The organism is Bradyrhizobium sp. 521_C7_N1_3 (assembly GCF_052075975.1).
GTDB classification, from domain to species: Bacteria; Pseudomonadota; Alphaproteobacteria; order Rhizobiales; family Xanthobacteraceae; genus Bradyrhizobium; species Bradyrhizobium japonicum.
In genome coordinates this window covers 218,649-242,417 of the sequence record NZ_CP197232.1, presented here as the reverse complement: position 1 = coordinate 242,417, position 23,769 = coordinate 218,649, and the positions used below count along the sequence as shown (strand labels likewise).

At 66.1% G+C, this 23,769-nt stretch carries 23 protein-coding genes; 9 read left to right on the top strand and 14 right to left on the bottom strand.

The annotated features are described in order from the left end of the window. Positions 1-31: 31 nt before the first annotated feature. Together AB7008_RS01055 and AB7008_RS01050 are read right to left on the bottom strand one after the other, a co-directional pair. Positions 32-505 carry a hypothetical protein gene (locus AB7008_RS01055; protein WP_014490816.1) on the bottom strand — a complete coding sequence of 158 codons (474 nt, stop codon included), beginning with the start codon at positions 503-505 and terminating at the stop codon, positions 32-34. Positions 506-614: 109 nt separating this feature from the next. Continuing rightward, positions 615-2,153 (bottom strand): YifB family Mg chelatase-like AAA ATPase, encoded by a 1,539-nt coding sequence (locus AB7008_RS01050; protein ID WP_441258296.1) that lies wholly within the window; start codon positions 2,151-2,153, stop codon positions 615-617. Positions 2,154-2,380: 227 nt separating this feature from the next. Between AB7008_RS01050 and AB7008_RS01045 the strand changes: the two genes are divergently transcribed. Further along, positions 2,381-2,626: a PilZ domain-containing protein gene (locus AB7008_RS01045; protein ID WP_011083489.1), complete on the top strand. Its 246-nt coding sequence runs from the start codon at positions 2,381-2,383 to the stop codon at positions 2,624-2,626. Positions 2,627-2,705: 79 nt separating this feature from the next. Next, on the top strand, positions 2,706-3,479 hold the full coding sequence (locus tag AB7008_RS01040; RefSeq protein WP_441258295.1) for a tetratricopeptide repeat protein: 774 nt from the start codon (positions 2,706-2,708) through the stop codon (positions 3,477-3,479). Positions 3,480-3,570: 91 nt separating this feature from the next. Here AB7008_RS01040 and AB7008_RS01035 read toward each other — a convergent pair whose 3' ends face one another. From AB7008_RS01035 to rsmI, 7 genes are all read right to left on the bottom strand, one after another. Next, entirely contained in the window at positions 3,571-4,863 is a 1,293-nt protein-coding gene (locus tag AB7008_RS01035; RefSeq protein ID WP_028148783.1) for an AAA family ATPase, read from the bottom strand. Then, the gene (locus AB7008_RS01030; RefSeq protein WP_014490821.1) at positions 4,860-5,594 is read right to left on the bottom strand and encodes a CpaD family pilus assembly protein; all 735 of its coding nucleotides are present in this window, start codon (positions 5,592-5,594) and stop codon (positions 4,860-4,862) included. Before AB7008_RS01030 ends, AB7008_RS01035 begins: the two co-directional genes overlap by 4 nt. Before the next feature lie 52 nt (positions 5,595-5,646). Further along, positions 5,647-7,164 (bottom strand): type II and III secretion system protein family protein, encoded by a 1,518-nt coding sequence (locus tag AB7008_RS01025; protein WP_028155518.1) that lies wholly within the window; start codon positions 7,162-7,164, stop codon positions 5,647-5,649. A 13-nt stretch (positions 7,165-7,177) separates the two neighbouring features. Next, positions 7,178-7,993 carry a Flp pilus assembly protein CpaB gene (gene cpaB / locus AB7008_RS01020; protein WP_014490823.1) on the bottom strand — a complete coding sequence of 272 codons (816 nt, stop codon included), beginning with the start codon at positions 7,991-7,993 and terminating at the stop codon, positions 7,178-7,180. Between the two features lie 504 nt (positions 7,994-8,497). Further along, positions 8,498-9,442 carry a glutathione synthase gene (gshB, locus tag AB7008_RS01015; RefSeq protein ID WP_304492244.1) on the bottom strand — a complete coding sequence of 315 codons (945 nt, stop codon included), beginning with the start codon at positions 9,440-9,442 and terminating at the stop codon, positions 8,498-8,500. A 10-nt stretch (positions 9,443-9,452) separates the two neighbouring features. After that, positions 9,453-9,851 (bottom strand): YraN family protein, encoded by a 399-nt coding sequence (locus AB7008_RS01010; RefSeq protein ID WP_028155515.1) that lies wholly within the window; start codon positions 9,849-9,851, stop codon positions 9,453-9,455. Beyond that, positions 9,838-10,788: a 16S rRNA (cytidine(1402)-2'-O)-methyltransferase gene (gene rsmI / locus AB7008_RS01005; protein ID WP_028155514.1), complete on the bottom strand. Its 951-nt coding sequence runs from the start codon at positions 10,786-10,788 to the stop codon at positions 9,838-9,840. Before rsmI ends, AB7008_RS01010 begins: the two co-directional genes overlap by 14 nt. A gap of 339 nt (positions 10,789-11,127) precedes the next feature. Between rsmI and AB7008_RS01000 the strand changes: the two genes are divergently transcribed. Next, entirely contained in the window at positions 11,128-12,363 is a 1,236-nt protein-coding gene (locus tag AB7008_RS01000) for a penicillin-binding protein activator (RefSeq protein WP_441258294.1), read from the top strand. Positions 12,364-12,464: 101 nt separating this feature from the next. On the opposite strand, the gene hemW is transcribed toward AB7008_RS01000, so the two are convergent. The 3 genes from hemW to rph are packed head-to-tail and all read right to left on the bottom strand — an operon-like array spanning position 12,465 to position 14,966. Continuing rightward, complete coding sequence (gene hemW, locus AB7008_RS00995; RefSeq protein ID WP_135213984.1) at positions 12,465-13,619, bottom strand: radical SAM family heme chaperone HemW; 1,155 nt, start codon at positions 13,617-13,619, stop codon at positions 12,465-12,467. After that, a complete protein-coding gene (rdgB, locus tag AB7008_RS00990) occupies positions 13,606-14,241 on the bottom strand; it encodes an RdgB/HAM1 family non-canonical purine NTP pyrophosphatase (RefSeq protein WP_028155511.1) in 636 nt (211 codons plus the stop codon). The genes hemW and rdgB overlap by 14 nt, the downstream gene beginning before the upstream one ends. An 11-nt stretch (positions 14,242-14,252) precedes the next feature. Continuing rightward, complete coding sequence (gene rph, locus AB7008_RS00985; RefSeq protein ID WP_028148792.1) at positions 14,253-14,966, bottom strand: ribonuclease PH; 714 nt, start codon at positions 14,964-14,966, stop codon at positions 14,253-14,255. Positions 14,967-15,134: 168 nt separating this feature from the next. Here rph and hrcA point away from each other — a divergent pair, with 168 nt between their 5' ends. Next, positions 15,135-16,223 (top strand): heat-inducible transcriptional repressor HrcA, encoded by a 1,089-nt coding sequence (hrcA, locus tag AB7008_RS00980; RefSeq protein ID WP_014490831.1) that lies wholly within the window; start codon positions 15,135-15,137, stop codon positions 16,221-16,223. A 96-nt stretch (positions 16,224-16,319) separates the two neighbouring features. Further along, positions 16,320-16,925: a nucleotide exchange factor GrpE gene (gene grpE / locus AB7008_RS00975; protein ID WP_304492239.1), complete on the top strand. Its 606-nt coding sequence runs from the start codon at positions 16,320-16,322 to the stop codon at positions 16,923-16,925. A gap of 60 nt (positions 16,926-16,985) precedes the next feature. On the opposite strand, the gene pncA is transcribed toward grpE, so the two are convergent. Together pncA and AB7008_RS00965 are read right to left on the bottom strand one after the other, a co-directional pair. Continuing rightward, complete coding sequence (gene pncA, locus AB7008_RS00970; RefSeq protein ID WP_441258293.1) at positions 16,986-17,708, bottom strand: bifunctional nicotinamidase/pyrazinamidase; 723 nt, start codon at positions 17,706-17,708, stop codon at positions 16,986-16,988. 124 nt (positions 17,709-17,832) lie between these two features. Next, a complete protein-coding gene (locus AB7008_RS00965; protein ID WP_248880801.1) occupies positions 17,833-18,774 on the bottom strand; it encodes a hypothetical protein in 942 nt (313 codons plus the stop codon). Between the two features lie 394 nt (positions 18,775-19,168). Between AB7008_RS00965 and dnaK the strand changes: the two genes are divergently transcribed. The 4 genes from dnaK (at position 19,169) to AB7008_RS00945 (ending at position 23,767) form a co-directional block, all read left to right on the top strand. Then, positions 19,169-21,070 (top strand): molecular chaperone DnaK, encoded by a 1,902-nt coding sequence (dnaK, locus tag AB7008_RS00960; protein WP_028148797.1) that lies wholly within the window; start codon positions 19,169-19,171, stop codon positions 21,068-21,070. 245 nt (positions 21,071-21,315) lie between these two features. Then, entirely contained in the window at positions 21,316-22,443 is a 1,128-nt protein-coding gene (gene dnaJ, locus AB7008_RS00955; RefSeq protein ID WP_441258292.1) for a molecular chaperone DnaJ, read from the top strand. An 88-nt stretch (positions 22,444-22,531) separates the two neighbouring features. Continuing rightward, complete coding sequence (locus tag AB7008_RS00950) at positions 22,532-23,131, top strand: class I SAM-dependent methyltransferase (RefSeq protein WP_028155506.1); 600 nt, start codon at positions 22,532-22,534, stop codon at positions 23,129-23,131. 57 nt (positions 23,132-23,188) lie between these two features. Beyond that, positions 23,189-23,767 carry an NADPH-dependent FMN reductase gene (locus tag AB7008_RS00945; protein ID WP_014490838.1) on the top strand — a complete coding sequence of 193 codons (579 nt, stop codon included), beginning with the start codon at positions 23,189-23,191 and terminating at the stop codon, positions 23,765-23,767. Positions 23,768-23,769 lie beyond the last annotated feature (2 nt).

Sequence of the window (23,769 nt, the reverse complement as noted above, 5' to 3'; positions counted from 1 at the left end):
CTCCAAACACGGTTGACGAGGTGTTAACGCTTCAGAGCGAGGCGGCCTGGAGCGGGAGCGGGCGGTGGCCGCCATTGGCGCCGACGATCAGCGCCGCGGCCTCGCGCTGGGAAAAGGTCTTCGAGCGCACATAGATGCGGTAGTCGGCCGGCCCGTCGGTGGACAGGTAAATCACCGGGCCGCCGTCGACCGGCTCCGCGGCAATCGTGACGAGGCGCGTCGCCGGATTGGCCTGACAGGAATCTGTTTCGGAGCCGAGACCGTCGTCCACCACCGCGAAGTCCGCCGCGTCCGGATCGTCGGTGATCTGAACCCGCACCGTGGCCCGCGACAGATCGTCGGTGAAGGCGACATGGACGCCGGCCGTCCAGAACAGCGATGTCAGCTCGACTGAAGTCTCGCCCAGCGCGATGCAGGGATGCGACACCGATCCGATCTCGCCGCGGGCGAACACCGCGGCCGCCAGCAGGGGAACAACCGAGGCCAGGATCTTGAAACGCAACATGACACTCTACTCGCCCGGCCCTGTGTGGACTCGTACTCGGAACGCTTGGGCCTTATGGTTTGCAGAGCGTAAAGGAAACTCGTTACCGCCGGGTTGATGCGCGGAATGATCAGGCCATCTGCCGCACATCCTCCGCGAGTGCGCGGTAGGACAGCGCCTCGGCGAGATGCAGCCGGCCGATTTTCTCCGCGCCATCGAGATCGGCGAGCGTGCGCGCCACCCGCAGCACGCGGTGATAGCCGCGCGCCGAGAGCCGCATGGTCTCGGCGGCGTCGCGCAGCAATTTGGCGCCTTGCGCATCGGGCTTGGCGATGTCTTCCAACACCGAGGCCGGCGCCTCGGCATTGGTGCGAACATGCGGCAGGCCCGCATCCGCGTAACGCGCGAGCTGGATGTCGCGCGCGGCGGCCACGCGCGCGGCGACTTCGGCGGAGCCCTCGGCTGCCGGCGGCAGGATCAGATCGGCTGCGGTCACCGCGGGAACCTCGATGCGCAAATCGATGCGGTCCATCAGCGGACCGGAGATGCGCGCCTGGTAGTCGCTGGTGCAGCGGTCGATGCGGCCGCGCTTGCAGGCATAGCCGGGCTCGAACGCATTGCCGCAGCGGCACGGATTCATCGCCGCGACCAGCATGAAACGCGCGGGATAGGTCACGCGATGATTGGCGCGGGAGACGGAGACCTCGCCATTCTCCAGCGGCTGGCGCAGCGAATCCAGCACGCGCGGATCGAATTCGGGCAGCTCGTCGAGGAACAGCACGCCCTGATGCGCGAGCGAGATCTCGCCGGGTCTTGCGCGGATGCCGCCGCCGGTGAGCGCGGCCATGCTGGCGGAGTGATGCGGCGAGCGGAACGGCCGCCGCGCGGTCAACGCGCCGCCCTCGATCTCGCCGGCGACGGAGGCGATCATGGAGACTTCGAGCAATTCGCCTGGCGACAGCGGCGGCAGGATCGAGGGCAGGCGTGCCGCCAGCATCGACTTGCCGGCACCGGGCGCGCCGATCATGAGCAGATGATGTCCGCCGGCGGCCGCGATCTCCAGCGCGCGCTTGGCGCTCTCCTGGCCCTTGATGTCGCGCAGGTCGAGCGGGGAGGCGGCGACCTCGTGCACGCGCGGCGTGGGCCGCGACAGCACCTGCGTGCCCTTGAAATGGTTGGCGATCTGGATCAGCGATTGTGCCGCGATGATCTGGATGTCCGGGCTCGCCCACGCCGCTTCCGAGCCGCAGGCCGCCGGACAGATCAAGCCTTCCTCGCGCACATTGGCGCCGATCGCGGCGGGAAGCACGCCGGCCACCGGCGCGATCGAGCCGTCGAGGCCGAGCTCGCCCAGAACGGTAAATCCGGTCAACGCATCCGGCGGGATCGCGCCGATCGCGGCCATCAGGCCGAGCGCGATCGGCAGGTCGTAATGGCTGCCTTCCTTGGGCAGGTCGGCGGGCGCCAGATTGACGATGATCCGCCGGGCCGGCAGCGCCAGCCCCGAGGCGATCAGCGCCGAGCGGACGCGCTCCCGTGCCTCCGACACCGCCTTGTCCGGCAGGCCGACGATCGCAAAGGCCGGCAGGCCGGGCGCGACCTGGACCTGCACGTCGACCGCGCGGGCCTCGATCCCCTCAAAGGCGACGGTAGAAACCCGCTGAACCATGCCCGAACCAGCCTGCCCTCTCGCACAATTAGGGGTAGCAGAGCCGGATCTTTCTTGCAAGAACAATACAAGAACAGCCCTACGGGCCCGGAAAACCCTAACCGGTCGTAAACATCACGCCGACACTAAGCCTCGAATGCGAGCGGCTCTCATCAGCACATCCCAACGAATGTTCGCTACTCCTAGAGCTGCGGGATGGGCCGTGATCTAACGGGTGAACAATTCAAATGCTTGCAAATCGCCGGAGAAGCGAACGTCGGGTGTGCAGCCGGCTCGCCAAGATTCACTTTGGCGCGGGCTCGCTGCCGCGAGACTGCACCATCACGGATATCTCGGACGGCGGCGTGAAAGTGGTGGCGGAGTTTCTGGAAGTGCCGCCGCAATTCACCATCATCTTTGCGCCCGATTATTCCCGCCAATGCCGCCTGCGCTGGCGCATCGGCTGCGAATTCGGCGCCGAGTTCACCGATTGAGCCGGACGGACCGGGTTCCTTAACTGGACTTTAGCGTTAATCGGTAAGCATCGCTGATCAGTCGCCGAGTGATCAGAGTATGCCCAAGCGTTCGTCCCCTGCCTCTTCGCCGGCGAGATTCCTGCTTTCCGCGCTCGTGATGCTTGCCCTCGGCGGCTGCCAGACCACGAGTCTGGAGGACATCACCGGCGCGCTCGGTAGCAAGTCGGAAACCGCTGGCAGGGCCGATCCGAAGCCGGACATGGACGCGCTTCGCGAGCGTTATCGCGCCAAGCCTTCCGATCCCAGCGTCGCGCTCGACTATGGCATGGCGCTGCGCGAGACCGGCCAGCGCGCCCAGGCCGTTGCGGTGATGGAGCAGGCCGTGCTCGCCCATCCCGGCAACAAGGCGCTGCTCGCCGGCTACGGCCGCGCGCTCGCCGACAGCGGCAATTTCCAGCAGGCTTTCGATGTGCTCAGCCGCGCGCATACGCCCGAGGATCCGGACTGGCGCATCCTGTCGGCACAAGGCGCGGCGCTCGATCAGCTCGGCCGCAACGAAGAGGCGCAGCAATATTATGCGGCGGCGCTGAAGATCGTGCCCGAGGAGCCGCAGGTTCTGTCCAACCTCGGCCTGTCCTACATGCTCCAGAACAATCTGCCGCGGGCCGAGGAAACGCTGCGCCGCGCCTATGAGCGCAATCGCGCCGATTCCCGCGTGCGCGCCAATCTGGCGCTCGTCGTGGGACTGCAGGGAAAGCAGGCCGAGGCCGAGACCATCGTGAAGGCCGACCTGCCGCCGGATCAGGCCGCGGCAAAGGTCACGGCGCTGCGGCAGTTGCTGGCGAAGAAGCAGCAGCGGGCGGAGAAATAGCGCGCCCTCGTCCGGATTCTTTTTTAAGCGTTATCTTACGCGTTTCCCTGGCGCGAACCGGTATCCACTTCGCTCGAAAACGCTCTCGCCCTTACGATACCTTGCGATGCGGGGCTGACCCGCGACCCGCCCTGCCCTTCAGCCTTTTCAGGAGCGGTCCGAGCAGCGAGCGCTTCGGCTTCTTCACCTCGCCACGACCGGCGAGGCGGTTCGCCATGTTCTGGAACAGAAGGGTGGTGCGGTGGTTCTTGGAGACCTCCGCGATCATCTGGCCGTTATTGGCCGCGGTCGAGAACAGTTTCGAGTCGAACGGGATCGCTGCGATCGGCTGGCTCTCCATGGTCTTGGCGAACGCCTTGACCTCGATCTCCGCGCGCTTGTGCATGCCGACCTGGTTGATGCAGTACAGCGGCGGACGGTCGTTGGGCCGTGCCGCCTTGAGCACGCTCAGCATGTTCCTGGTGTTGCGCAGATTGGCGAGATCGGGCTCGGCCACGATCACGATGTCGTCGGCATTGACGAGCGCGCGGCGCGTCCAGCCCGACCATTGGTGGGGAACGTCGAGCACGATGCAGGGCGTGGTCATGCGCAGCGTGTCGAAGATCGCATCAAAAGCTTCGGCGCCGAAATCGTAGACGCGGTCGAGCGTCGCGGGCGCCGCGAGGAGGCTGAGGCGCTCGGTGCATTTGGCGAGCAGGCGCTCCATCAGCGCGGTGTCCGGCCGGTCCTGCGAGAGCACCGCGTTGGCGATGCCCTGCGCCGGGTCCTGGTTGTAGTCGAGGCCGGCGGTGCCGAAGGCGAGGTCGAGATCGATCACGACGGAATCGAGCGCGAGATCGCGCGCGATGGTCCAGGCCACGTTGTGCGCGACCGTGGACGCACCGACGCCGCCCTTGGCGCCGACCACCGCGATGACGCGGCCGGTGATGATGGCTTCCGACGCCGAGAACAGGCTGCAGATCGAACGGACGACGTCGAGGGTTTCGACTGGTCCCACCACGTAGTCGTTGACGCCGCGGCGGACCAGCTCGCGATAGGGCGCGGTGTCGTTGGGGTTGCCGATTACGACCACGCGGGTGCCGGGATCGCAGACGCCGGCGAGATCGTCGAGGCCCTCGAGGATATCGCGTGTGCCGTCGGATTCGATCACGATGACGTTCGGCGTCGGCATCGTGTCATAGACTTCGATGGCCGCGGCAAGGCCGCCGCCCTTGGCGGTGAGATGCGCCTTGGCGAGACGGCGATCCTGCCCGGCCGCGGTGATCGCGGCGAGCGTCTGCTCGGTCTCGCAAAAGGCCTGCACCGAGATGCGAGGAACCGGCGCAATGTGGTCCTCGGGGTGCCGCGGGTCGTCCGCTTCTTCGTCGTCGTGAAGACTTGTCATTTGCCGGTGTCGCTGAGTTTGGCCTTTTCGGCCTCGGGATACATGGTCGTGGTCGGCGTGCCCTTGCGGTAGCGCTCGAAGGCGATCTCGCGCCGTGCGGTGTAGGCGGGCGTCTCCGCCCGCGGCTGCTCGAGGTCAGCGGGGTTGTCGATCATGGCCGCGAGATTGCGCTGGCTGGCGCAACCCAGATTGAAGTACGGCCGGTTCTCGTTGTAGCCGGGGTCGAGGATGTTCGGACCGACGTCTTCCGGCCACAGCCCGCACGGGCCGGCGACTGCGGCGATCTTCGAATAGCTCAGGCGGATGGTCGGCAGCAGGCCGGGATCCTCGGGGCGATAGGGGTGCTGGACGATGGCGCGCGACGGCACGCCGCCGGACGCGAGCACAGACCGGATCTCGTGATAGGTCGCCGCCGCGGCGCGCGAATTCGCAGCGTCGCTCGGCACGTCGACGACGACGGAACCGGTGCCTTCGCGCACCCAGTCCCTGGCAATGCCCGCGACGTCCGCGTGCTGCGCGGCGGAGAGGCCGCCGCGCGCCTTGCCGACGAAGATCACGATCGACTTCTTAGCTTCCTGCACCGCGATCGGGTGGCGCTGGCGATAGTCGGTCGGCACCGTCTGGGTGACGATGTCCCCGGTGGTGTTGCAGGCGCCGAGCATGACGGAAAGCCCCGTCAGCGCGAGCGCGATCCGCAGGTTGCGACGTCGATCGGCGATCGTCTTCGTCATCGCTTTGTCCCCTCTTGCCCCGTTTCTTGCCCCGGTCCCCAAACCGTCCGTCTCAGTCGATGATGAAGCCGAAATCGCCGCGGCTGCCTTCGATCGGATCGACGCTGCGCGCGATGCCATAGAGGCGGTTCATGCGGCCGAGCAGCGCCGTCTGCGCGTCCGAGGCCGGCGCAAAGCCGTCGTCGGGCCGTGACAATTCCTTCTGGGCGACCGCGCGCACCACATAGGGCGTCACGATCACCATCAGCTCGGTCTCGTTGTTGACGAAGTCCTGGCTGCGGAACAGCGCGCCGATGATCGGCACCTGGTCGACGCCCGGCAGGCCGTTGATCGCCTGCTTGGTCTTCTGCTGGATCAGGCCGGCCATCGCCATCGAGCCGCCGGAGGGAATTTCCAGCGTGGTCTCGGCGCGGCGGGTCTGGACCGAGGGGATGGTGATCGAGTTGTTCGAGATCGAGGACACCGCCTGCGTCAGCGTGATCGCGTTCGTGTTCGACAGCTCCGAGACCTCGGTCATCACGCGCAGGCTGATGCGGCCTTCGCTGAGCACGAGCGGGGTGAAGTTCAGCGAGATGCCGAACTTCTTGTAGGTGACCTGGGTGGTACAGACGTGGGTGACCGGATCGCAGGAATAGCCTGCGGGGATCGGGAATTCGCCGCCGGCGATGAAGGTGGCGGATTCGCCCGAGATCGCGGTCAGGCTCGGTTCGGCCAGCGTACGCATCACGCCGGCGCTTTCCATCGCGCGCATCGTGGCGCTGACGGTGGCGACACCCTTGGCGAGGCCGGCCACGCCGAGCCCGTTGCTGCCGACGATCGGTCCGCCGCTGACCGAGAACGGGTTGGAATTGTTGAAGTTCACGACCGCAGTGCCGGCATTCAGGCTGGCGCTGAGATCGACGCCCAGCTGCTTGACGATGTCGCGGCGGACTTCGCCGACCACGACCTTGAGCATCACCTGATCGCGGCCGCGCACGACGATGTTGTTGACCACCTTGTCCGCGCCGCCAACGAGTTTTGCGGCGACGTCGCCAGCCTGCTGGGCCTCGATCGGGCTCGACACCGAGCCGGTCAGCATCACGCTGTCGCCGACGCCTTCGATCTGCACGCCCGGCAGCGACTGGCGCAGCGCCGTGCGCATGCCGTTGAGATCGCGCTTCACCGCGATGTCGTAGGAGGCAACCTGCTGGCCGTCGGCGGTGAAGAACACGACGTTGGTCTGGCCGACCTGGCCGCCGATGATATAGGCGCGCTGCGATGAGCGGATCACTGCATTGGCGATCTTGGGATCGGCCACCAGCACGTCCTTGACCTCGCGCGGCAGGTCGATGACGACGGACTTGCCGACGCCGAGCGACAGCGAGCGCGTGCGCGCAGGCGCGATGGTCGAAACCGGCGACACGCCGAGATCCGGCGCCTGCATCGGTGCCTGGTCGCCGACCGGCGCATCCGCCGCGCTGACGAAGTCGGGGGCCGCGATCAGCCCCAGCATCAGCACCGCCCCCGTCCAGAACGAGCGCGCGCGCTTCCCCCGAATGCGCAGGCCCGTCCGATCATCCCCGTAGTTCATGGTGTCCCCATCATCACTTCTGTGACGTCAGTTGCCGTGCCTGCACCCCGTAGCGGATCACGTTCACGCCGCCGGGCCGCTTGGCCGCCAGGTCTTCGATCGAAATCTCCGACGCGTTGGCATCGGCGATGCTTCGCAACGCGAGCGTCAGCGTGCCGCCCTGGCGCGAGGCCGACAGCGTCGCGACCTGGTCCGGCTTGAGCTCGAGCGTGACGGTTTTGCCGAGAACGGCGTTCTGGCCGTCTTTTTCTTTCGGAGCCTGGTCGATCGCGAGCACACGGATGTTGCTCAGGATGACCTCCGACAGGATCAGGTCATTGCCGCCGGTCGCGCCGTTGGCGCCATCGGGGTTCTTCAGGCGCCGCGTCAGGACGATGTCGACGCGGTCGTTCGGCAGGATGAAGCCGCCGGCGCCGGTCTCGGCTGAAATCTCGGTGGAGACGGCCCGCATGCCGGAGGGCAGGATCGCGGCCATGAAGCCCGAGCCCTCGGCCCTCACCAGCTTCTGCTCGCGGATCGGCTCGCCCTGCATCAACGGCACGCGCGCGATCGAGCCTGCGATCTGGGTCTGGGCGTCGGGCCTGCTGTCGCGGCGGATGAAGGCGCTGCTCGCGGTCGCCGCCGGCCAGGACTGCCACTGCAGATCCTCGGGCTTGACGGCCTGGCCGAGCTGGATGTCGTTCTTCGCGATCAGCACCTCGACCGTCGGCAGTTTCTCGGCGACGGGAAGGGCGGGCGCGGGCTTGTTGTCGAAGCCGCTCGCCAGATACGCAGCGACGCCGCCGGCGCCCAGCGCGATGACGAGAACGACAATGCGTGCGGTGTTCATACGCTTCTACTCTTACGCGGGGCACTCGAACCGCACGTGGCGGGTTCCCCTGCGTCGATGAGTAGGGAGTAAAAGTATAAGGGGTGTTGCGAGGCCGAGTGTGATGGCCCGTGACGATGCGCGTTCTGGGCAGATGGTGAACGTCGCGTTATCCGCTCGGCCAATGGCCCCGTAGATTCACGCAGGGCGGGACGTTCGTTCGAACGATGCGCGCGGCGTCATGGTGAATGGGTGGTTAGTCATCGGCGCTTCGCGCAGCGTGCGCGGTAGTCGCTCCTCATCCTGAGGGGCTTGCGTAGCAAGCGTCTCGAAGGATGAAGGCCCGGCCGGTGGCCTCGCCCTTCGAGACGCCGCGCAAGCCCGGCTGCTCAGGGTGAGGAGCGTAGTGCCTCGTGTTTCAATTGATGTCCGTAGCCCGGATGGAGCGAAGCGCAATCCGGGGTCTGCAGCGCGCGGTGTGATCCCGGATTTCGCTGCGCTCCATCCGGGCTACGAGTGAGCGCCCTACTTCGCCCGCTTCTGCTCGATCGTGTCCCAGACCTTCGCCGCGACATCAGGGCCGCCGAGCCGCGCGATGGCGCGGATGCCGGTCGGCGATGTCACGTTGATCTCGGTGAGGTTGCCGTTGATGACGTCGATGCCGACGAACAGCAGGCCGCGCTCGCGCAGCGCCGGGCCGACGGTGGCGCAGATCTCGCGCTCGCGTGGCGTGAGCTCGGTCTCCTGCGCGGCGCCGCCGCGCACCATGTTGGAGCGGAGGTCGTCGGCGGCCGGCACGCGGTTCACCGCGCCGGCGAATTCGCCGTTGACGAGGATGATGCGCTTGTCGCCGTGCTTCACCTCGGGGATGAACTGCTGGATCACCCAGGGCTCCTTGAACGTCACCGAGAACATGTCGAACAGCGAGCCGAAATTCATGTCCTGCGGCATCACGCGGAACACCGCCGCGCCGCCATGGCCGTGCAGCGGCTTCATCACGACGGCGCCGTGCTTGTCGCGAAAGGCGTTGATCTCGTCGAGGTCGCGCGAGATCAGCGTCGGCGGCATCAGCTGCGGAAAGTTCATCACGAACAGTTTTTCCGGCGCGTTGCGCACCGAGGCGGGGTCGTTGACGACCAGCGTCTTCGGATGGATGCGCTCCAGGAAATGCGTCGAGGTGATGTAGGCGAGATCGAACGGCGGATCCTGGCGCAGCAGCACGACGTCGAAGCCGTTGAGCGCTTCGCGCCTGGGCTCGCCCAGCGTGAAGTGATTGCCGGGCTCGTCGCGCACGGTCAGGAGCTGGATCGGCGCGACGATCTCCTCGCCGACCATCGAGAGCTTGTCGGGCGTGTAATAGGACAGGCCATGGCCGCGCTTCTGCGCCTCCAGGAGCAGCGCAAAGGTGGAATCGCCCTTGATGTTGATACGGGCGATGGGGTCCATCTGGACGGCGACGTTCAGTTTCATGGTCTGCCTTTCAGGTCGAGGCGTCGAATGCCGCCAACACATGGCGCGGAAGTGAGCGCGGTGCAATCAGCATGGCGTCGAATCGCAGTTCGAATTCGGCATGCTCGGGATGCGCCACGAGCCAGCCTTGCGCGGCGTCGATGATGCGCTGCTGCTGGCGCGGGGTCACGGCGAAGGCGGCGTCATCCAGCGTCGCGCGGGCCTTGACCTCGACGAAGGCGATCAGGTTGCGGCGGCGCGCCACGATGTCGATCTCGCCATGGGGGGTGCGGTAGCGCCTGGCGAGGATGCGGTAGCCCTTGGCCATGAGATAGGCGGCGGCGCGGCTCTCCGCGGAGATGCCGGTGCGGAACGCGGCGACGCGTTCGGGCGAGGCGACTTTCGGTTCCGCGCCCTCAGTCTTCGCCATCGCCGCCCCTCAGGTCCTTTGCGAGCTCGAGCGCGCGGGCATAGACCTCGCGGCGCGGCCGGCCCGAGAGCGCGACCGCATGTGCGACGGCATCCTTGACGCTGTGCGCGGCGAGCTGCTCGCGCAGGAGACCGTCGAGCGCATCCGGCGTCAGCAGCTCCGCGTCCGCCGCAGGCGGCGCGATCACCAGCACGAATTCGCCGCGCGTCTCCAGCGTGTCCGCCCCGCGTGCCAGCTCCTGCAGCGGCGCGCGCGAAATCTCCTCGTGCAGTTTCGTCAATTCGCGGCAGATCGCGGCTTCACGCGTCCCCATGATCTCGGCAAGCTCGGCGAGCGTGTCCTGCACGCGGTTGCCGGAGTCGAACATCACCAGCGTCGCATCGATGCGGGCAAGTTCCGCAAGGCGCGACTTTCGCGCGGCGGATTTCGCCGGCAGAAAGCCCTCGAAGAAGAAGCGGTCGGTCGGCAATGCGGCGACCGACAGCGCGGCCAGCACCGAGGACGGGCCGGGCAGCGCGTAGACCGCATGGCCGGCTGCGCAGACCTCGCGCACCAGCTTGAAACCGGGGTCGGAGATCAGCGGCGTGCCGGCATCCGACACCAGCGCGATCGAACCGCCCTGCCCCAGCGCCTCCAGGATCTTCGGACGCGCCGCTTCCGCGTTGTGCTCGTGATATTGCTTGAGCTGCGCCGTGATGGCGTAGCGCTCGGTCAGGCGCCGCGTGATGCGGGTGTCCTCGCAGGCGATGACGTCGACGCCGGCGAGCGTCTGAAGCGCGCGCAGCGTGATGTCGCCGAGATTGCCGATGGGGGTTGCGACCAGATGGAGGCCCGGCGCCGCCTTCGGCGCCGTCAGCCGATGGGCGTCGATGGAGAAACCGCGCGAGGCGGGATCCGTCGTCTCAGGTGTATTTATCGGGCTCGGCTTTGCGCGCATAATGAATCGAACTTAGGCATGATCCCCGGGGCTGGGAACCGGTCCTCGGAAAAAGATCGCGCCAGGTCAGGGGTGAGGAGGGACTGGAATGTGATCCATCCGGCATCACATTCCAGAGGGAATGATGCGTCAGCGCCATATTCGCGGCGGAAACGCCGCCTTGATGCGGGTGACGGATGGTGGACAGCTAGCCAGGGCTCGAGGTGCGGCCGCGTTAAGGGGTCATTATCCTTTTGTTTTAGTTAACTATTTGCCGACAATATGCCTGAATCCGCGGCTTGTGTCGTGGGAAGAATGTTGTGACCGGCCGGCCGACGGCCGGTCAGAAGAGAAGTTGTGATGCTGGGCCCGCGCGATCCGAAATCTCCCGTTCAGGGCTCCCGATTATCAGGAGCGACCCGGCGAAGCGCGCTCGGCCTGTTGCTCGGCGCTCCCTTGCTGTCGGCCTGCGCCGGCGTGCAGCAGAGTCTCAGCCAGTTCTCCAACCCGTTCAGCAGCCCCTCCCCGGCCCCGGCGCAGCCGGCCGGGCCGCCGCAACAGGCCACCACCGCCGGCAGCGGCGGGGTGAAGGTTGCCGTGATCCTGCCGCTCTCGGCCGCAGGCAATGCCGGCCTTGCCGCGCAGTCGATGCGCAACGCCGCCGAGATGGCGCTGGCCGAGTTCCAGAACCCCAACATCCAGCTCCTGATCAAGGACGACAATGGCAGCCCGCAAGGCGCGCAGGCGGGCGCGCAGCAGGCAGTTGACGAAGGCGCCGAGATCATTTTGGGCCCACTGTTCGCGCAATCGGTGCCGGCGGTGGCGCAGGTCGCGCGTGCGCGCGGCATCTCGGTGATCGCGTTCTCGACCGATTCCAGCATCGCCGGCCGCGGCGTCTTTCTGCTGAGCTTCCTGCCGGAGTCCGACGTCAATCGCATCGTCGAATATTCCGCCGGCATCGGAAAACGCTCCGTCGCCGTGCTGGTGCCCGACAATGCCTATGGCAATGTCGTCGAGGCCGCGGTGAAGGCGGCGGTGCCGCGACGCGGCGGCCGCATCGTTGCCTTCGAGAAATATGGCGCCGATCGCGCGACGCCGGCACGCACCGTGGCGCAGCAGCTCGGCAGCGCGGATGCGCTGTTCATCGCCGATGACGGCGATGCCGTCGTCGCGGTGGCCGATGCGATGACGGCCGCAGGCGCGAATTTGCGCAACATCCAGCTGCTCGGCACCGGCCTGTGGGACAATCCGCGCGTCTATGCCAATGCGAACTTGCAAGGCGGTCTCTACGCCGCGCCGGACCCGGCCGGCTTCCGCGCCTTCTCCGGCCGCTACCGCACCAAATACGGCGCCGAGCCGATCCGCACCGCGACGCTGGCCTATGACGCGGTTGCCCTCGTCGCGGCGCTCGCGCGCACGCAGGGCCCGACGCGCTTCTCGCCGGATGTGCTCACCAACCCTTCCGGCTTCGCCGGCATCGACGGCCTGTTCCGCTTCCGCGCCGATGGCACCAACGAGCGCGGCCTCGCCGTGATGAAGGTGACGACGGGTGGTGGCGTTGCGGTCGCGGGCTCGCCGAAGAGCTTTGGGGCATAGTGGTTTCGTAGCCCGGATGGAGCGCAGCGAAATCCGGGACCGGTCTCTCAACTCGCGCAACCCCGGATTGCGCTACGCTCCATCCGGGCTACGAGATCTCGCTACGCCGCAAGATCCGCGACCACCGCATCCAGTACCGGGAATCCGCTGCTGGTCACGCGCAGGCGCCCGGTCGCATCGACGATGATCGCACCTTCTTCGCGCAGCAACGCGATGCGCTTGGGATCGAGCGGGCGGCCCGACAGTGCGCTGTAGCGCTCGGGGTCAATGCCCTCGGCGAGGCGGAGCCCCATCAGCAGGAATTCGTCGGCGCGCTCCTCGCTGTTGAGGAGATCGTCGGTGACGTTTCCGTGGCCGTTGGTCTCGACGCGCATCAGCCAGGCTTCGGGGCGCTTCTCGGTGGCGGTGGCGTGCCTGATCCCGTCGATGTCGAGGCGGCCGTGGGCACCGGGGCCGATGCCCGCATATTCGTCGCCGCGCCAGTACACCAGATTGTGCCGGCATTCGGCGCCGCGCCGCGCGTGATTTGAAATCTCGTAAGCGGGCAGGCCGAGCTTGTCGCAGGTCTCCTGCGTGACGTCGTAGAGCGCGCGCGCGACCGCTTCGTCCGGCGTCTTCAGCTTGCCGGCCTGGTGCAGGCCGAAGAACGGCGTGCCTTCCTCGATCGTCAATTGATAGAGCGACAGATGCTCGGCCGCTTCATCGATCGCGAGGCGCAGCTCGTCGGCCCACATCGCCGGTGTCTGGTCGGGGCGGGCGTAGATCAGGTCGAACGAATAACGGTCGAACGAACGGCGCGCGATGGCGACGGCGTCGAGCGCCTCGCGGGCGCTGTGCATCCGGCCGAGCGCTTTCAGCGAGGCATCGTCGAGCGCCTGCACGCCGAGCGAGACGCGGTTGACGCCGGCGGCGCGATAGCCGGCAAAACGCGTGGCCTCGACGCTGGTCGGGTTTGCCTCGAGCGTGACTTCGACATCGCTGGCGACATGCCAGTGCTTGCCGATGGCATCGAGCACCGCGCCGACCGTTGCGGGCTGCATCAGCGACGGCGTGCCGCCGCCGAGGAAAATCGAGGTGACTTCACGCCCGGGCGCACGCTGCGCCGTCGTTTCGATTTCACGCGCGAAAGCTGAAGCGAAGCGCGCCTCGTCGATCGCGGCGTGGCGGACATGGCTGTTGAAGTCGCAATAGGGGCACTTCGACAGGCAGAACGGCCAGTGCACGTAGACGCCGAAAGCTTGCTTAGCGCGGCTCAAGGCAGATCTCCGCCAGTTTCACGAAGGCGCGGGCGCGATGCGACAGGCCGAGGCCGAGCGGCGGCAGGCCGTGCTTCTCGATGCTGGTCATCTCGCCGAACGTGCGATCGTGGCCATTGGGCAGGAACATCGGATCATAGCCGAAGCCGGCGGTGCCGCGCGGCGGCCAGACCAGGGTGCCGTCGACGCGCGCCTCGACCTCTTCGAGATGATCGTCGGGCCAGGCGACGCAGAGCGCGGAGACGAAATGCGCGGTGCGCTTGTCCGGCGTGGTGGCGCCGCGCTCCTGCAGCAGCCGTTCGATCTGCGCCATCGCGGCGGCAAAATCCTTGGTTGGACCGGCCCAGCGCGCGCTGTAGATGCCGGGCGCGCCATCGAGCGCGTCGACCACGATGCCGGAATCGTCGGCGAAGGAGGGAAGCTTGGTCGCCTGCGCCGCCGCGATCGCCTTGATCGCGGCATTGCTGCGGAAATCGTTGCCGGTCTCGACGGGCTCGGGCAGGCCGAGCTCACCGGCCGACACCGCCTCGATGCCGTAAGGCGCGAGCAACTCCTTCATCTCGGCGAGCTTGCCGGGATTGTGGGTCGCGATGACGAGCTTTCCGGTGATTCGGCGGTGCATGGGCCTATTGACTACGCCACGGCCAGTTTCTGCAAGTCCACGAGCCGCGCGATGCCCTTCTGGGCCAGCGCCATCAGCGCGAGGAACTCGTCCTGTGTGAACGGTTCGCGTTCCGCGGTGCCCTGCACCTCGATGATGCGGCCATCGCCGGTCATGACGAAATTGGCGTCGGTCTGGGCTTCCGAATCCTCGGCATAGTCGAGGTCGAGCACGGGCGTGCCGTTGTAGATACCGCAGGAGATCGCGGCGACGTTGTCGCGCAGCACCTTGGCCTTGATCATGTTGCGCGCCTTCATCCAGTTGATGCAATCGGCGAGCGCGACCCAGGCACCGGTGATCGAGGCCGTGCGCGTGCCGCCGTCGGCCTGGAGCACGTCGCAATCGACCGTGATCTGGCGCTCACCGAGCGCTTCGAGATCGACGATGGTGCGAAGCGAGCGGCCGATCAGGCGCTGAATCTCGACGGTGCGGCCGCTTTGCTTGCCGGCGGAGGCCTCGCGGCGGGTGCGTTCGGAGGTCGCGCGCGGCAGCATGCCGTATTCGGCAGTGACCCAGCCGCGGCCCTGACCCTTCAGCCACGGCGGCAGGCGGTCTTCCAGCGTGGCGGTGACCAGCACATGGGTGTCGCCGAATTTCACCAGGCAGGAGCCTTCCGCATATTTGACCACGCCGCGCTCCAGCGTCACGGGGCGCAATTCGTCGGGCGCACGGCGGCTTGGCCGCATGGGAAATCCTCCAAAACTCTCGGAAAAGGGCTATTCGCGGTGCTTGTAGGTGGGGTGAGGGTGGGCGGCAAGGCTTTTTCACCCCGGGTTTTCCACCCCGCAAACGCCACGCTTGTCAGAACCCTCCGGGATGGACAAATTATAAGCGTCTGAGAGGAGTTACCGTCCGTGGCCCATCACGATCCGATCCATCTGATCGCGCCGCGCGCAGGCCTCGCCCAGCTCAACGAGCGTTCCCGCGACATCTTTCGTCAAATTGTCGAAAGCTATCTCGCGACCGGCGAGCCGGTCGGCTCGCGCAATATTTCGCGGCTGATCGCGATGCCGCTGTCGCCGGCCTCGGTTCGTAATGTCATGGCCGACCTGGAACAGCTCGGCCTGATCTATGCGCCCCACACCTCCGCCGGCCGCTTGCCGACGGAACTCGGCCTGCGCTTCTTCGTCGATGCCCTGATGCAGGTCGGCGACCTCAATGACGCCGAGCGGCAGTCGATCCAGAGCCAGCTCACCTCCGTCGGTCAGGCACAATCGGTCGAGGCGGCGCTGGACCAGGCGCTGACGCGGCTGTCCGGTCTCACCCGCGCCGCAGCGGTCGTGCTGACCCCGAAATCCAATGCGCGGCTGAAACACATCGAATTCGTCCGGCTGGAACCCGAGAAAGCACTGGTGATCCTGGTCGGCGAGGATGGTCAGGTCGAAAACCGCGTGCTGTCTCTGCCGCCGGGAGTTCCCTCCTCGGCGCTCACGGAAGCCGGTAATTTCCTCAATGCGCGGATCCGCGGCCGCACGCTGGCCGAGGCGCGGCTCGAGCTCGAAACCGCGCTCGGCGAAGCCCGTGCCGAGCTCGATCAGCTGACGCAAAAGGTGATTTCGGCCGGGATTGCCAGCTGGTCCGGCGGCGAGAACGAGGACCGCCAGCTCATCGTTCGCGGCCACGCCAATCTGCTCGAGGATCTGCACGCGCTGGAGGATCTGGAGCGTGTTCGCCTGTTGTTCGACGATCTCGAGACCAAGCGCGGCGTGATCGACCTTCTGGGGCGCGCCGAGACCGCCGAGGGCGTGCGGATCTTCATCGGTTCGGAGAACAAGCTGTTTTCCTTGTCAGGCTCCTCCACCATCATCTCGCCCTATCGGGATGCCGCCGGCCACATCGTCGGCGTTTTGGGCGTGATCGGGCCGACGCGGCTGAATTATGCCCGCGTGATCCCGACCGTGGACTACGCCGCACGCATCGTCAGCCGCCTCCTGGGGGGCTGACCGGCGTTTCCTCCGATCACGGGCGCTTGATTTTCGTCAGCTTAGGCACGATATCCGGGCCAACAATCCCTTGAGACGAGTTCGAGAAGAGAGCCGATGACCGATCGAGACCGGCAGCCCGACGACACGACCCCACCGACCGACGAGCCCGTGGTGTCAAAACCCTACATCATGCCCGACGATCCGGAGCCCGGCTCGGTCGAGCTGTTGCAGAAGGAAGTCGCCGAGGCGCGTGACCGCATGCTGCGGACGCTGGCCGAGATGGAAAATCTGCGCAAGCGCACCACCAAGGAGGTCGCCGACGCCCGGCTCTACGGCATCACCGGCTTTGCCCGCGACGTGCTCGACATCGCCGACAATCTCCAGCGTGCGCTCGATGCCGTTCCGGCCGAGGCCCGTGCCGCGGCCGATCCCGGCCTGACCTCGCTGATCGAGGGCGTCGAACTCACCGAGCGCTCGCTGCTCAACGCGCTGGAAAAGCACGGCGTGAAGAGGTTCGATCCGCAGGGCCAGAAATTCGACCCGAACTTCCAGCAGGCGATGTACGAGGTGCCGGATGCATCGGTGCCTGCGGGCACCGTCGTGCAGGTCATGCAGGCCGGCTACACCATCGGCGAGCGCGTGCTGCGCCCCGCGCTGGTCGGTGTCGCCAAGGGCGGCACCAAGGCTGCGGCCGCGGCGAACAGCAACGAGTCGAACTGAGTTCTGGCATCATTCCGGGTTCGGCTCTTCGAGCCGCCCCGGAATGACAGCGCGAAATGCTTACGCGCTCACCGCGATATCCGCGGACTGGATCCGCTTCACGCCGGCCTTGGCCATGTCGGCCCAGGCTTTTGCGAGCGACCCCTGCGTGTCGATGCCGCGGCAGGCGTCCTCCACCACATAAACCTCGAAGCCCGCCTTGCGCGCATCGAGCGCGGTCCAGGCGACGCAGAAGTCTGTCGCGAGGCCGGCGACGAAGACGCGCTTGATCTTGCGGCCCTTCAGGTAGCCGGCGAGGCCGGTCGAGGTCTTGCCGTCGGCTTCCAGGAAGGCCGAATAGCTGTCGACGTCCTTGTGAAAACCCTTGCGGATGATGAGCTCGGTATGCGGGATCGCGAGATCCTTCGACAGCGCGGCGCCATCGGTGCCCTGCACGCAATGGTCGGGCCACAGCACCTGCTTGCCGTAGGGGAGATCGACGGTCTCGAACGGCTTTTTGCCGGAGTGCACCGACGCAAACGAAATGTGGCCTGGCGTGTGCCAGTCCTGGGTCATCACCACGTTCGCAAACGCTTTCGCCATCTTGTTGATGACGGGAACGACCTGCTCGCCTTCCTTCACGGCGAGGCTGCCGCCGGGCAGGAAGCAGTTCTGCACGTCGATCACGAGCAGCGCGGAGGCATCGTCCGGCTTGATCGATGCGGCCGCAAGGAGCGCGGTTGGAGCAAGGGCTACGAGAGCGCTTGTCCCAAGCGCCGCGAGGATTTGTCGTCGATCAAGCATCGTTCGCCTCCCTCCAGGATGATCCAATGGAAGGAAGCCTAGTTCCGTTCGTATACGAACAGAAGCCCGAAAATGCAGCCGGTTCTGTCCAGCGCTTGGGCTAACCCTTGAGCTAACCCTTGAGCTAACCCTTGGGCTGGATGCCGTCGCGCACGGCGCGGAAGCGGGTGAAGGCGGCCGACCATTGGTCGCGCGGGGCGCTGGCGATGATACGCAGCGAGGCGCCGCCGCTCGAGAAGCGGATCCACTGCACCACGGTCACGGGCGTCTTGTCCTTGCCGCTGACGCCGTCGATCCGGGTCTCGAAACCCGGCTGGCCGTTGATGCGGATCGGCTCGGACATGGTGACGCGCGACTCGCGCAAGCCGGGGATCTGGAGCGCCGCCTCCTGGGCGAAGCGGGCGCGGTCGTCGGTCTGCTGCGGGGTGGCGCCGATCAGGCCGAGGATCATGAACGGCTTCGATTCATAACCCGCGCTCTCGTTGCCGTCGGCCAGGATGATGCTGGAGCCCGGCGCCAGGGTGCGGATGTCCTTGAAGTCGGCGAGATCGGTGATCTTGAACGGCATCAGCGCGATCTGCTCTTCGGCCGAGACCTGCTTGCGGGTGACGGTGCTCGCAAACATCTGCCGCACCGCTTCGTCGGTGTAGATCTTGCTCGCATTCTCCGGGATCTGCACCGCGACATAGCCGGAGAAGCCGGCGCCCGGCACGATCATCGAGTAGCGCTTCACCGGCGTCTCGCCGGCCTTGCCGCTTTCCGTGGTGAAATAGGCAAGACCCGCGGGGGTCTCGATCTTGTCCTGCTTGACGCCGGCGGCGCCGCCGGGATTGGAATTGAAGGCGCTCACGACCTCGCCATAGGCCGCCGGCGGCAGCTCGGTGATCAGCACCTTGACGCTGCCGTCCTCGCTCTCGAAGCCCGGAAACGTCTTGGCCGTGCTCAGGCCAACCAGCGGCACCATGCCGAGGCGCAAGCCGGGCGGGAAAACGGCATCGGCCGCAAGGGCTGGAAGCGCTGTGGCGACGAGGACGGCGAGCGCGGCGAGGGGGCGGATGAGCTTCATGGGCACTCTGATTGGTTCATATTGAGGCCGTTCGATGGTCGGCCGCTGGGCCGCTTTGTCGCGCGAAGCCGCCTCGATGGCGGCGGTCCGGCCGCCCGCCTTTTAACGGGTTTGGCCCGCCGGTAATAGGGCGGGGCAGATCACGGCGGCGGGGCCGGCTGACGCCTGAACCTGTTAATAATTCATCACCTGCAAGGGCGGTTGAGCCCGGATATGATCTTCCAAAACCCAATGTTTTCATGGCCGAAACTTGCGTTCGGTCCTTGCGGGCCCCTCCCCCCCTCCTATATGAGCGTCAACCATCGCAATATCGCGGATGTTTGATCTTAGGGGGTTTGGATCGGGTGCCTCTTGGGCCCAGCCAACCTGCCGCAAAAACAAGGATATCAGGACCATGGGAAAGGTCATTGGGATCGACCTCGGCACCACGAATTCGTGCGTCGCCGTGATGGATGGCAAGAACGCCAAAGTCATCGAGAATTCCGAAGGCATGCGCACGACGCCTTCGATCGTCGCCGTGACGGACGACGGTGAGCGCCTCGTCGGCCAGCCTGCCAAGCGCCAGGCCGTTACCAATCCCGAGCGTACGTTCTTCGCAGTGAAGCGCCTCATCGGCCGCCGCTACGACGACCCGATGGTCGAGAAGGACAAGAAGCTCGTTCCGTACAAGATCGTGAAGGCTTCCAACGGCGACGCCTGGGTCGAGGCCGACGGCCAGACCTACTCGCCCTCGCAGGTGTCTGCGTTCATCCTGCAGAAGATGAAGGAGACCGCGGAAGCCCATCTCGGCCAGAAGGTCGACCAGGCTGTCATCACCGTTCCCGCTTACTTCAACGACGCGCAGCGCCAGGCGACCAAGGACGCCGGCAAGATCGCGGGCCTTGAAGTGCTGCGCATCATCAACGAGCCGACCGCGGCCGCGCTCGCCTATGGTCTGGACAAGACCAAGACCGGCACGATCGCCGTGTACGATCTCGGCGGCGGCACGTTCGATATCTCCATTCTCGAAATCGGCGACGGCGTGTTCGAGGTGAAGTCGACCAACGGCGACACCTTCCTCGGCGGCGAAGACTTCGACATGCGCCTCGTGGGTTATCTGGCCGATGAGTTCCAGAAGGAGCAGGGCATCAACCTGCGCAACGACAAGCTCGCGTTGCAGCGCCTGAAGGAAGCTGCTGAAAAGGCCAAGATCGAGCTGTCGTCGACGACGCAGACCGAGATCAACCTGCCCTTCATCACCGCGGACCAGACCGGCCCGAAGCATCTGACGATGAAGCTCACCCGCGCCAAGTTCGAGGCGCTGGTCGACGACCTCGTCCAGAAGACGGTCGAGCCCTGCCGCAAGGCGCTGAAGGACGCCGGCGTCACCGCCGGTGAGATCGGCGAAGTCGTTCTGGTCGGCGGCATGTCGCGCATGCCGAAGGTCCAGGAAGTCGTGAAGCAGCTGTTCGGCAAGGAGCCGCACAAGGGCGTCAACCCGGACGAAGTCGTGGCGATCGGTGCCGCGATCCAGGCCGGCGTGCTCCAGGGCGACGTCAAGGACGTGCTGCTGCTCGACGTGACCCCGCTGTCGCTGGGCATCGAGACGCTGGGCGGCGTGTTCACCCGCATCATCGACCGCAACACCACGATCCCGACCAAGAAGAGCCAGGTGTTCTCGACTGCCGAGGACAACCAGAACGCGGTCACTATCCGCGTCTTCCAGGGCGAGCGTGAAATGGCGGCCGACAACAAGATGCTCGGCCAGTTCGACCTGATGGGCATTCCGCCGGCTCCGCGCGGCATGCCGCAGATCGAGGTGACCTTCGACATCGACGCCAACGGCATCGTCAACGTCTCGGCCAAGGACAAGGCCACGGCCAAGGAGCAGCAGATCCGCATCCAGGCCTCCGGCGGCCTGTCGGAAGCCGACATCGAGAAGATGGTTAAGGACGCCGAGGCCAACGCCGAGGCGGACAAGAAGCGCCGCGAGGCCGTCACCGCCAAGAACGAGGCGGATGGCCTGGTGCACTCCACCGAGAAGGCTCTGGCCGAGCACGGTTCGAAGGTCGCCGAGCCCGAGCGCCGCGCCATCGAGGATGCCGTCAGCGACCTCAAGGAAGCGCTGAAGGGCGACGATGCCGAGGCGATCAAGGCCAAGACCCAGACGCTGGCCCAGGCTTCGATGAAGCTCGGCGAGGCCATGTACAAGCAACAGGCCGAGGCCGACGCCAAGAAGGATGCGGCCAAGGACGACGTCGTCGACGCGGAATTCACCGAAGTCGACGACGACAAGAACAACAAGAAGTCCGCCTGAACCCCAAGAGGGTGACGATGCGGACGGCTTGGACCCAATACGCTTCACCGGCCTCCCCCCTCAGGGGGGAGGCCGTCGTGTCGGGCTCGGCGGGCGGGACGCCCGTTACGATCGATCAATTCCCTATCGTTATGCTCAACTCTGCAATGCAGCCCTCTGCCGCGAAGCGGAAGGCTGCCTATATCGTCGCGTGGCGACGTTGTTTCGCTCCGACTTGAATCGCGATTGGATAGACCGGGTCCGACATGTCCACCAAGCGCTGCTATTACGAAACCCTCGAAGTCGAACGCTCAGCCGACGATACCGTGCTGAAATCGTCCTTCCGCAAGCTTGCGATGAAATTCCACCCGGACCGCAATCCCGGGGACGACACCAGCGAAGTCAAGTTCAAGGAAATCAACGAGGCCTACGAGGTCCTCAAGGACAAGGACAAGCGCGCGGCCTATGACCGCTTCGGCCATGCGGCCTTCGAGCAGGGCGGCCCCGGCGGCGGCGCCGGTTTCGGTGCGGGCTTCGCCTCCTCCTTCTCCGACATCTTCGAAGACCTGTTCGGCATGGCCGGGCAGCGCGGCCGCGGCGGCCGCGAGCGTGGCGCCGACCTGCGCTACAACATGGAAATCACGCTCGAGGAAGCCTTTGGCGGCAAGACCGCGCAGATCGAGATTCCGGTCTCGGTCACCTGCGAGGCCTGCTCGGGCATCGGCGCCAAGGCCGGCACCAAGCCGAAGACCTGCTCGAGCTGCGGCGGCGCCGGCCGGGTGCGGCAGTCGCAGGGCTTCTTCACGCTGGAACGCACCTGTCCGAGCTGCCAGGGCCGCGGCCAGATGATCGAGGATGCCTGCCCGTCCTGCTCCGGCGAGGGCCGGGTCACCCGCGAGCGGACGCTGTCGGTCAACATTCCCCCGGGGGTCGAGGACGGCACCCGGATCAGGCTCGCCGGCGAGGGCGAGGCCGGGGTTCGCGGCGGCCCGCCCGGCGACCTCTACATCTTCCTGTCGCTGGCCCAGCACCAGCTCTTCCAGCGCGACGGCGCCGATTTGCACTGCCGGGTACCGATCTCGATGGTGACGGCCGCCCTCGGCGGCGAATTCGAGGTGCCGACCATCGACAGCGGCAAAACCAAGGTGAAGGTGCCGGCCGGAACCCAGTCGGGCCGCCGATTCCGCATTGCATCAAAAGGCATGCCGGTGCTGCGCTCGCGCCAGATGGGCGACATGTATGTCCAGGTCGCCGTCGAGACTCCGCAGAATCTCACCAAGAAGCAGCAGGAATTGCTGGCGGAATTCGAGAAGCTCTCCTCCGGCAATACCCAGCCTGAATCCGTCGGCTTCTTCGCCAAGGTCAAGGATCTCTTCAGCAATAGGGCGACCTGACTCGTCTTGACCGTACCGCCTTCGGCCTATACCTGTTTATGACCATTTTCTGACACGCCGCGGTCCTGCGGTCCCGTCCGGTCCAGACATGCCATTGCCATCGTCCGCGCGTGCGTTGAAGAAGCCTCGTCTCGACGACGAGGTGCGTTTTCTCAGATCGTGGATCGAAAAGCCGCTGCACATGGGTGCAGTGATGCCGTCGGGCAAGCTGCTCGCCCGGACCATGGCGCATTACGTCGACATTAATTCGGACGCACCCGTGGTCGAGCTCGGGCCCGGCACCGGCGCCATCACCTCGGCCCTGGTCGAGCGCGGCGTCGACCAGAAGCGCCTCGTCCTCGTCGAATACAATCCCGGCTTCTGCGCCTTGCTGCGCGACCGCTATCCGCAAGCCAAGGTGGTGCAGGGCGATGCCTATCGCCTGCGCGACACGCTCTGGAACGTGCTCAGCGCGCCGGCCTCCGCGGTCGTCTCCGGCCTGCCGCTCGTGACAAAACCGATGCTGACGCGGCTCCGGCTGGTCCGCGACGCCTTCGCGGCGCTGACGCCGGGCGCGCCCTTCGTGCAGTTCACCTATGCCGTGGTGCCGCCGATCCCGAAATCGCTACCCGGCGTGTCCACAGAGGCCTCGGAACGGATCTGGATGAACCTTCCGCCGGCCCGCGTCTGGGTGTATCGCAAGGACTAATTCCGCCGGCATTCCCCTTTGCACGGCGGGCTCGTTTCGCCGAACGCATGGAAGCGGATGTCCGCACCCAAAATCCTGATCATTCCCGGCTCGCTGCGTACCGGCTCGCACAATGCGAAGCTGGCGGCAGTCGCCGCCTATGAATTCGCCCAGGCCGGCGTCGACGTCACCCGCGTCTCGCTCGCCGATTTTCCGCTGCCGATCTACGACGGCGATCTCCAGGCCAAGTCGGGCGTGCCCAAGCACGCGATCAATCTCAAGCGCATGATCGGCGCGCATCATGGCGTGCTGTTCGTTTCGCCCGAATACAACGCCTCGGTGCCGCCGCTGCTCAAGAACGCGATCGACTGGGTCAGCCGCGTACATGAGCTGCACGAGACGCGCGGCGACGTGTTTCGCAACCGCGCCTTCGCGCTCGCCGGCGCCTCGCAGAGCCGGCTCGGCGCGGCCCGTGCACTCCAGGCGCTGCGGCTGATCCTGACCTCCTGCCACGCCAATGTGATTGCCAGCCAGCTCACGCTCGCCTTTGCCGACCAGGCCTATGACGATATGGACAGGCTGAAGAACGAGGGCGACATCGCCGCGTTGAAGGAGCTGGTGCGGCAATTGATCGACATTTCCCAACGCATGATGTGAGG

Excerpts from the sequence above, each read along its gene's own strand:
- AB7008_RS01055 (WP_014490816.1), bottom strand. The coding sequence starts at position 505 with ATGTTGCGTTTCAAGATCCTGGCCTCGGTTGTTCCCCTGCTGGCGGCC.
- AB7008_RS01050 (WP_441258296.1), bottom strand. The coding sequence starts at position 2,153 with ATGGTTCAGCGGGTTTCTACCGTCGCCTTTGAGGGGATCGAGGCCCGC.
- AB7008_RS01045 (WP_011083489.1), top strand. The coding sequence starts at position 2,381 with ATGCTTGCAAATCGCCGGAGAAGCGAACGTCGGGTGTGCAGCCGGCTC.
- AB7008_RS01040 (WP_441258295.1), top strand. The coding sequence starts at position 2,706 with ATGCCCAAGCGTTCGTCCCCTGCCTCTTCGCCGGCGAGATTCCTGCTT.
- AB7008_RS01035 (WP_028148783.1), bottom strand. The coding sequence starts at position 4,863 with ATGACAAGTCTTCACGACGACGAAGAAGCGGACGACCCGCGGCACCCC.
- AB7008_RS01030 (WP_014490821.1), bottom strand. The coding sequence starts at position 5,594 with ATGACGAAGACGATCGCCGATCGACGTCGCAACCTGCGGATCGCGCTC.
- AB7008_RS01025 (WP_028155518.1), bottom strand. The coding sequence starts at position 7,164 with ATGAACTACGGGGATGATCGGACGGGCCTGCGCATTCGGGGGAAGCGC.
- cpaB (WP_014490823.1), bottom strand. The coding sequence starts at position 7,993 with ATGAACACCGCACGCATTGTCGTTCTCGTCATCGCGCTGGGCGCCGGC.
- gshB (WP_304492244.1), bottom strand. The coding sequence starts at position 9,442 with ATGAAACTGAACGTCGCCGTCCAGATGGACCCCATCGCCCGTATCAAC.
- AB7008_RS01010 (WP_028155515.1), bottom strand. The coding sequence starts at position 9,851 with ATGGCGAAGACTGAGGGCGCGGAACCGAAAGTCGCCTCGCCCGAACGC.
- rsmI (WP_028155514.1), bottom strand. The coding sequence starts at position 10,788 with ATGCGCGCAAAGCCGAGCCCGATAAATACACCTGAGACGACGGATCCC.
- AB7008_RS01000 (WP_441258294.1), top strand. The coding sequence starts at position 11,128 with ATGCTGGGCCCGCGCGATCCGAAATCTCCCGTTCAGGGCTCCCGATTA.
- rdgB (WP_028155511.1), bottom strand. The coding sequence starts at position 14,241 with ATGCACCGCCGAATCACCGGAAAGCTCGTCATCGCGACCCACAATCCC.
- rph (WP_028148792.1), bottom strand. The coding sequence starts at position 14,966 with ATGCGGCCAAGCCGCCGTGCGCCCGACGAATTGCGCCCCGTGACGCTG.
- grpE (WP_304492239.1), top strand. The coding sequence starts at position 16,320 with ATGACCGATCGAGACCGGCAGCCCGACGACACGACCCCACCGACCGAC.
- pncA (WP_441258293.1), bottom strand. The coding sequence starts at position 17,708 with ATGCTTGATCGACGACAAATCCTCGCGGCGCTTGGGACAAGCGCTCTC.
- AB7008_RS00965 (WP_248880801.1), bottom strand. The coding sequence starts at position 18,774 with ATGAAGCTCATCCGCCCCCTCGCCGCGCTCGCCGTCCTCGTCGCCACA.
- dnaK (WP_028148797.1), top strand. The coding sequence starts at position 19,169 with ATGGGAAAGGTCATTGGGATCGACCTCGGCACCACGAATTCGTGCGTC.
- dnaJ (WP_441258292.1), top strand. The coding sequence starts at position 21,316 with ATGTCCACCAAGCGCTGCTATTACGAAACCCTCGAAGTCGAACGCTCA.
- AB7008_RS00950 (WP_028155506.1), top strand. The coding sequence starts at position 22,532 with ATGCCATTGCCATCGTCCGCGCGTGCGTTGAAGAAGCCTCGTCTCGAC.
- AB7008_RS00945 (WP_014490838.1), top strand. The coding sequence starts at position 23,189 with ATGTCCGCACCCAAAATCCTGATCATTCCCGGCTCGCTGCGTACCGGC.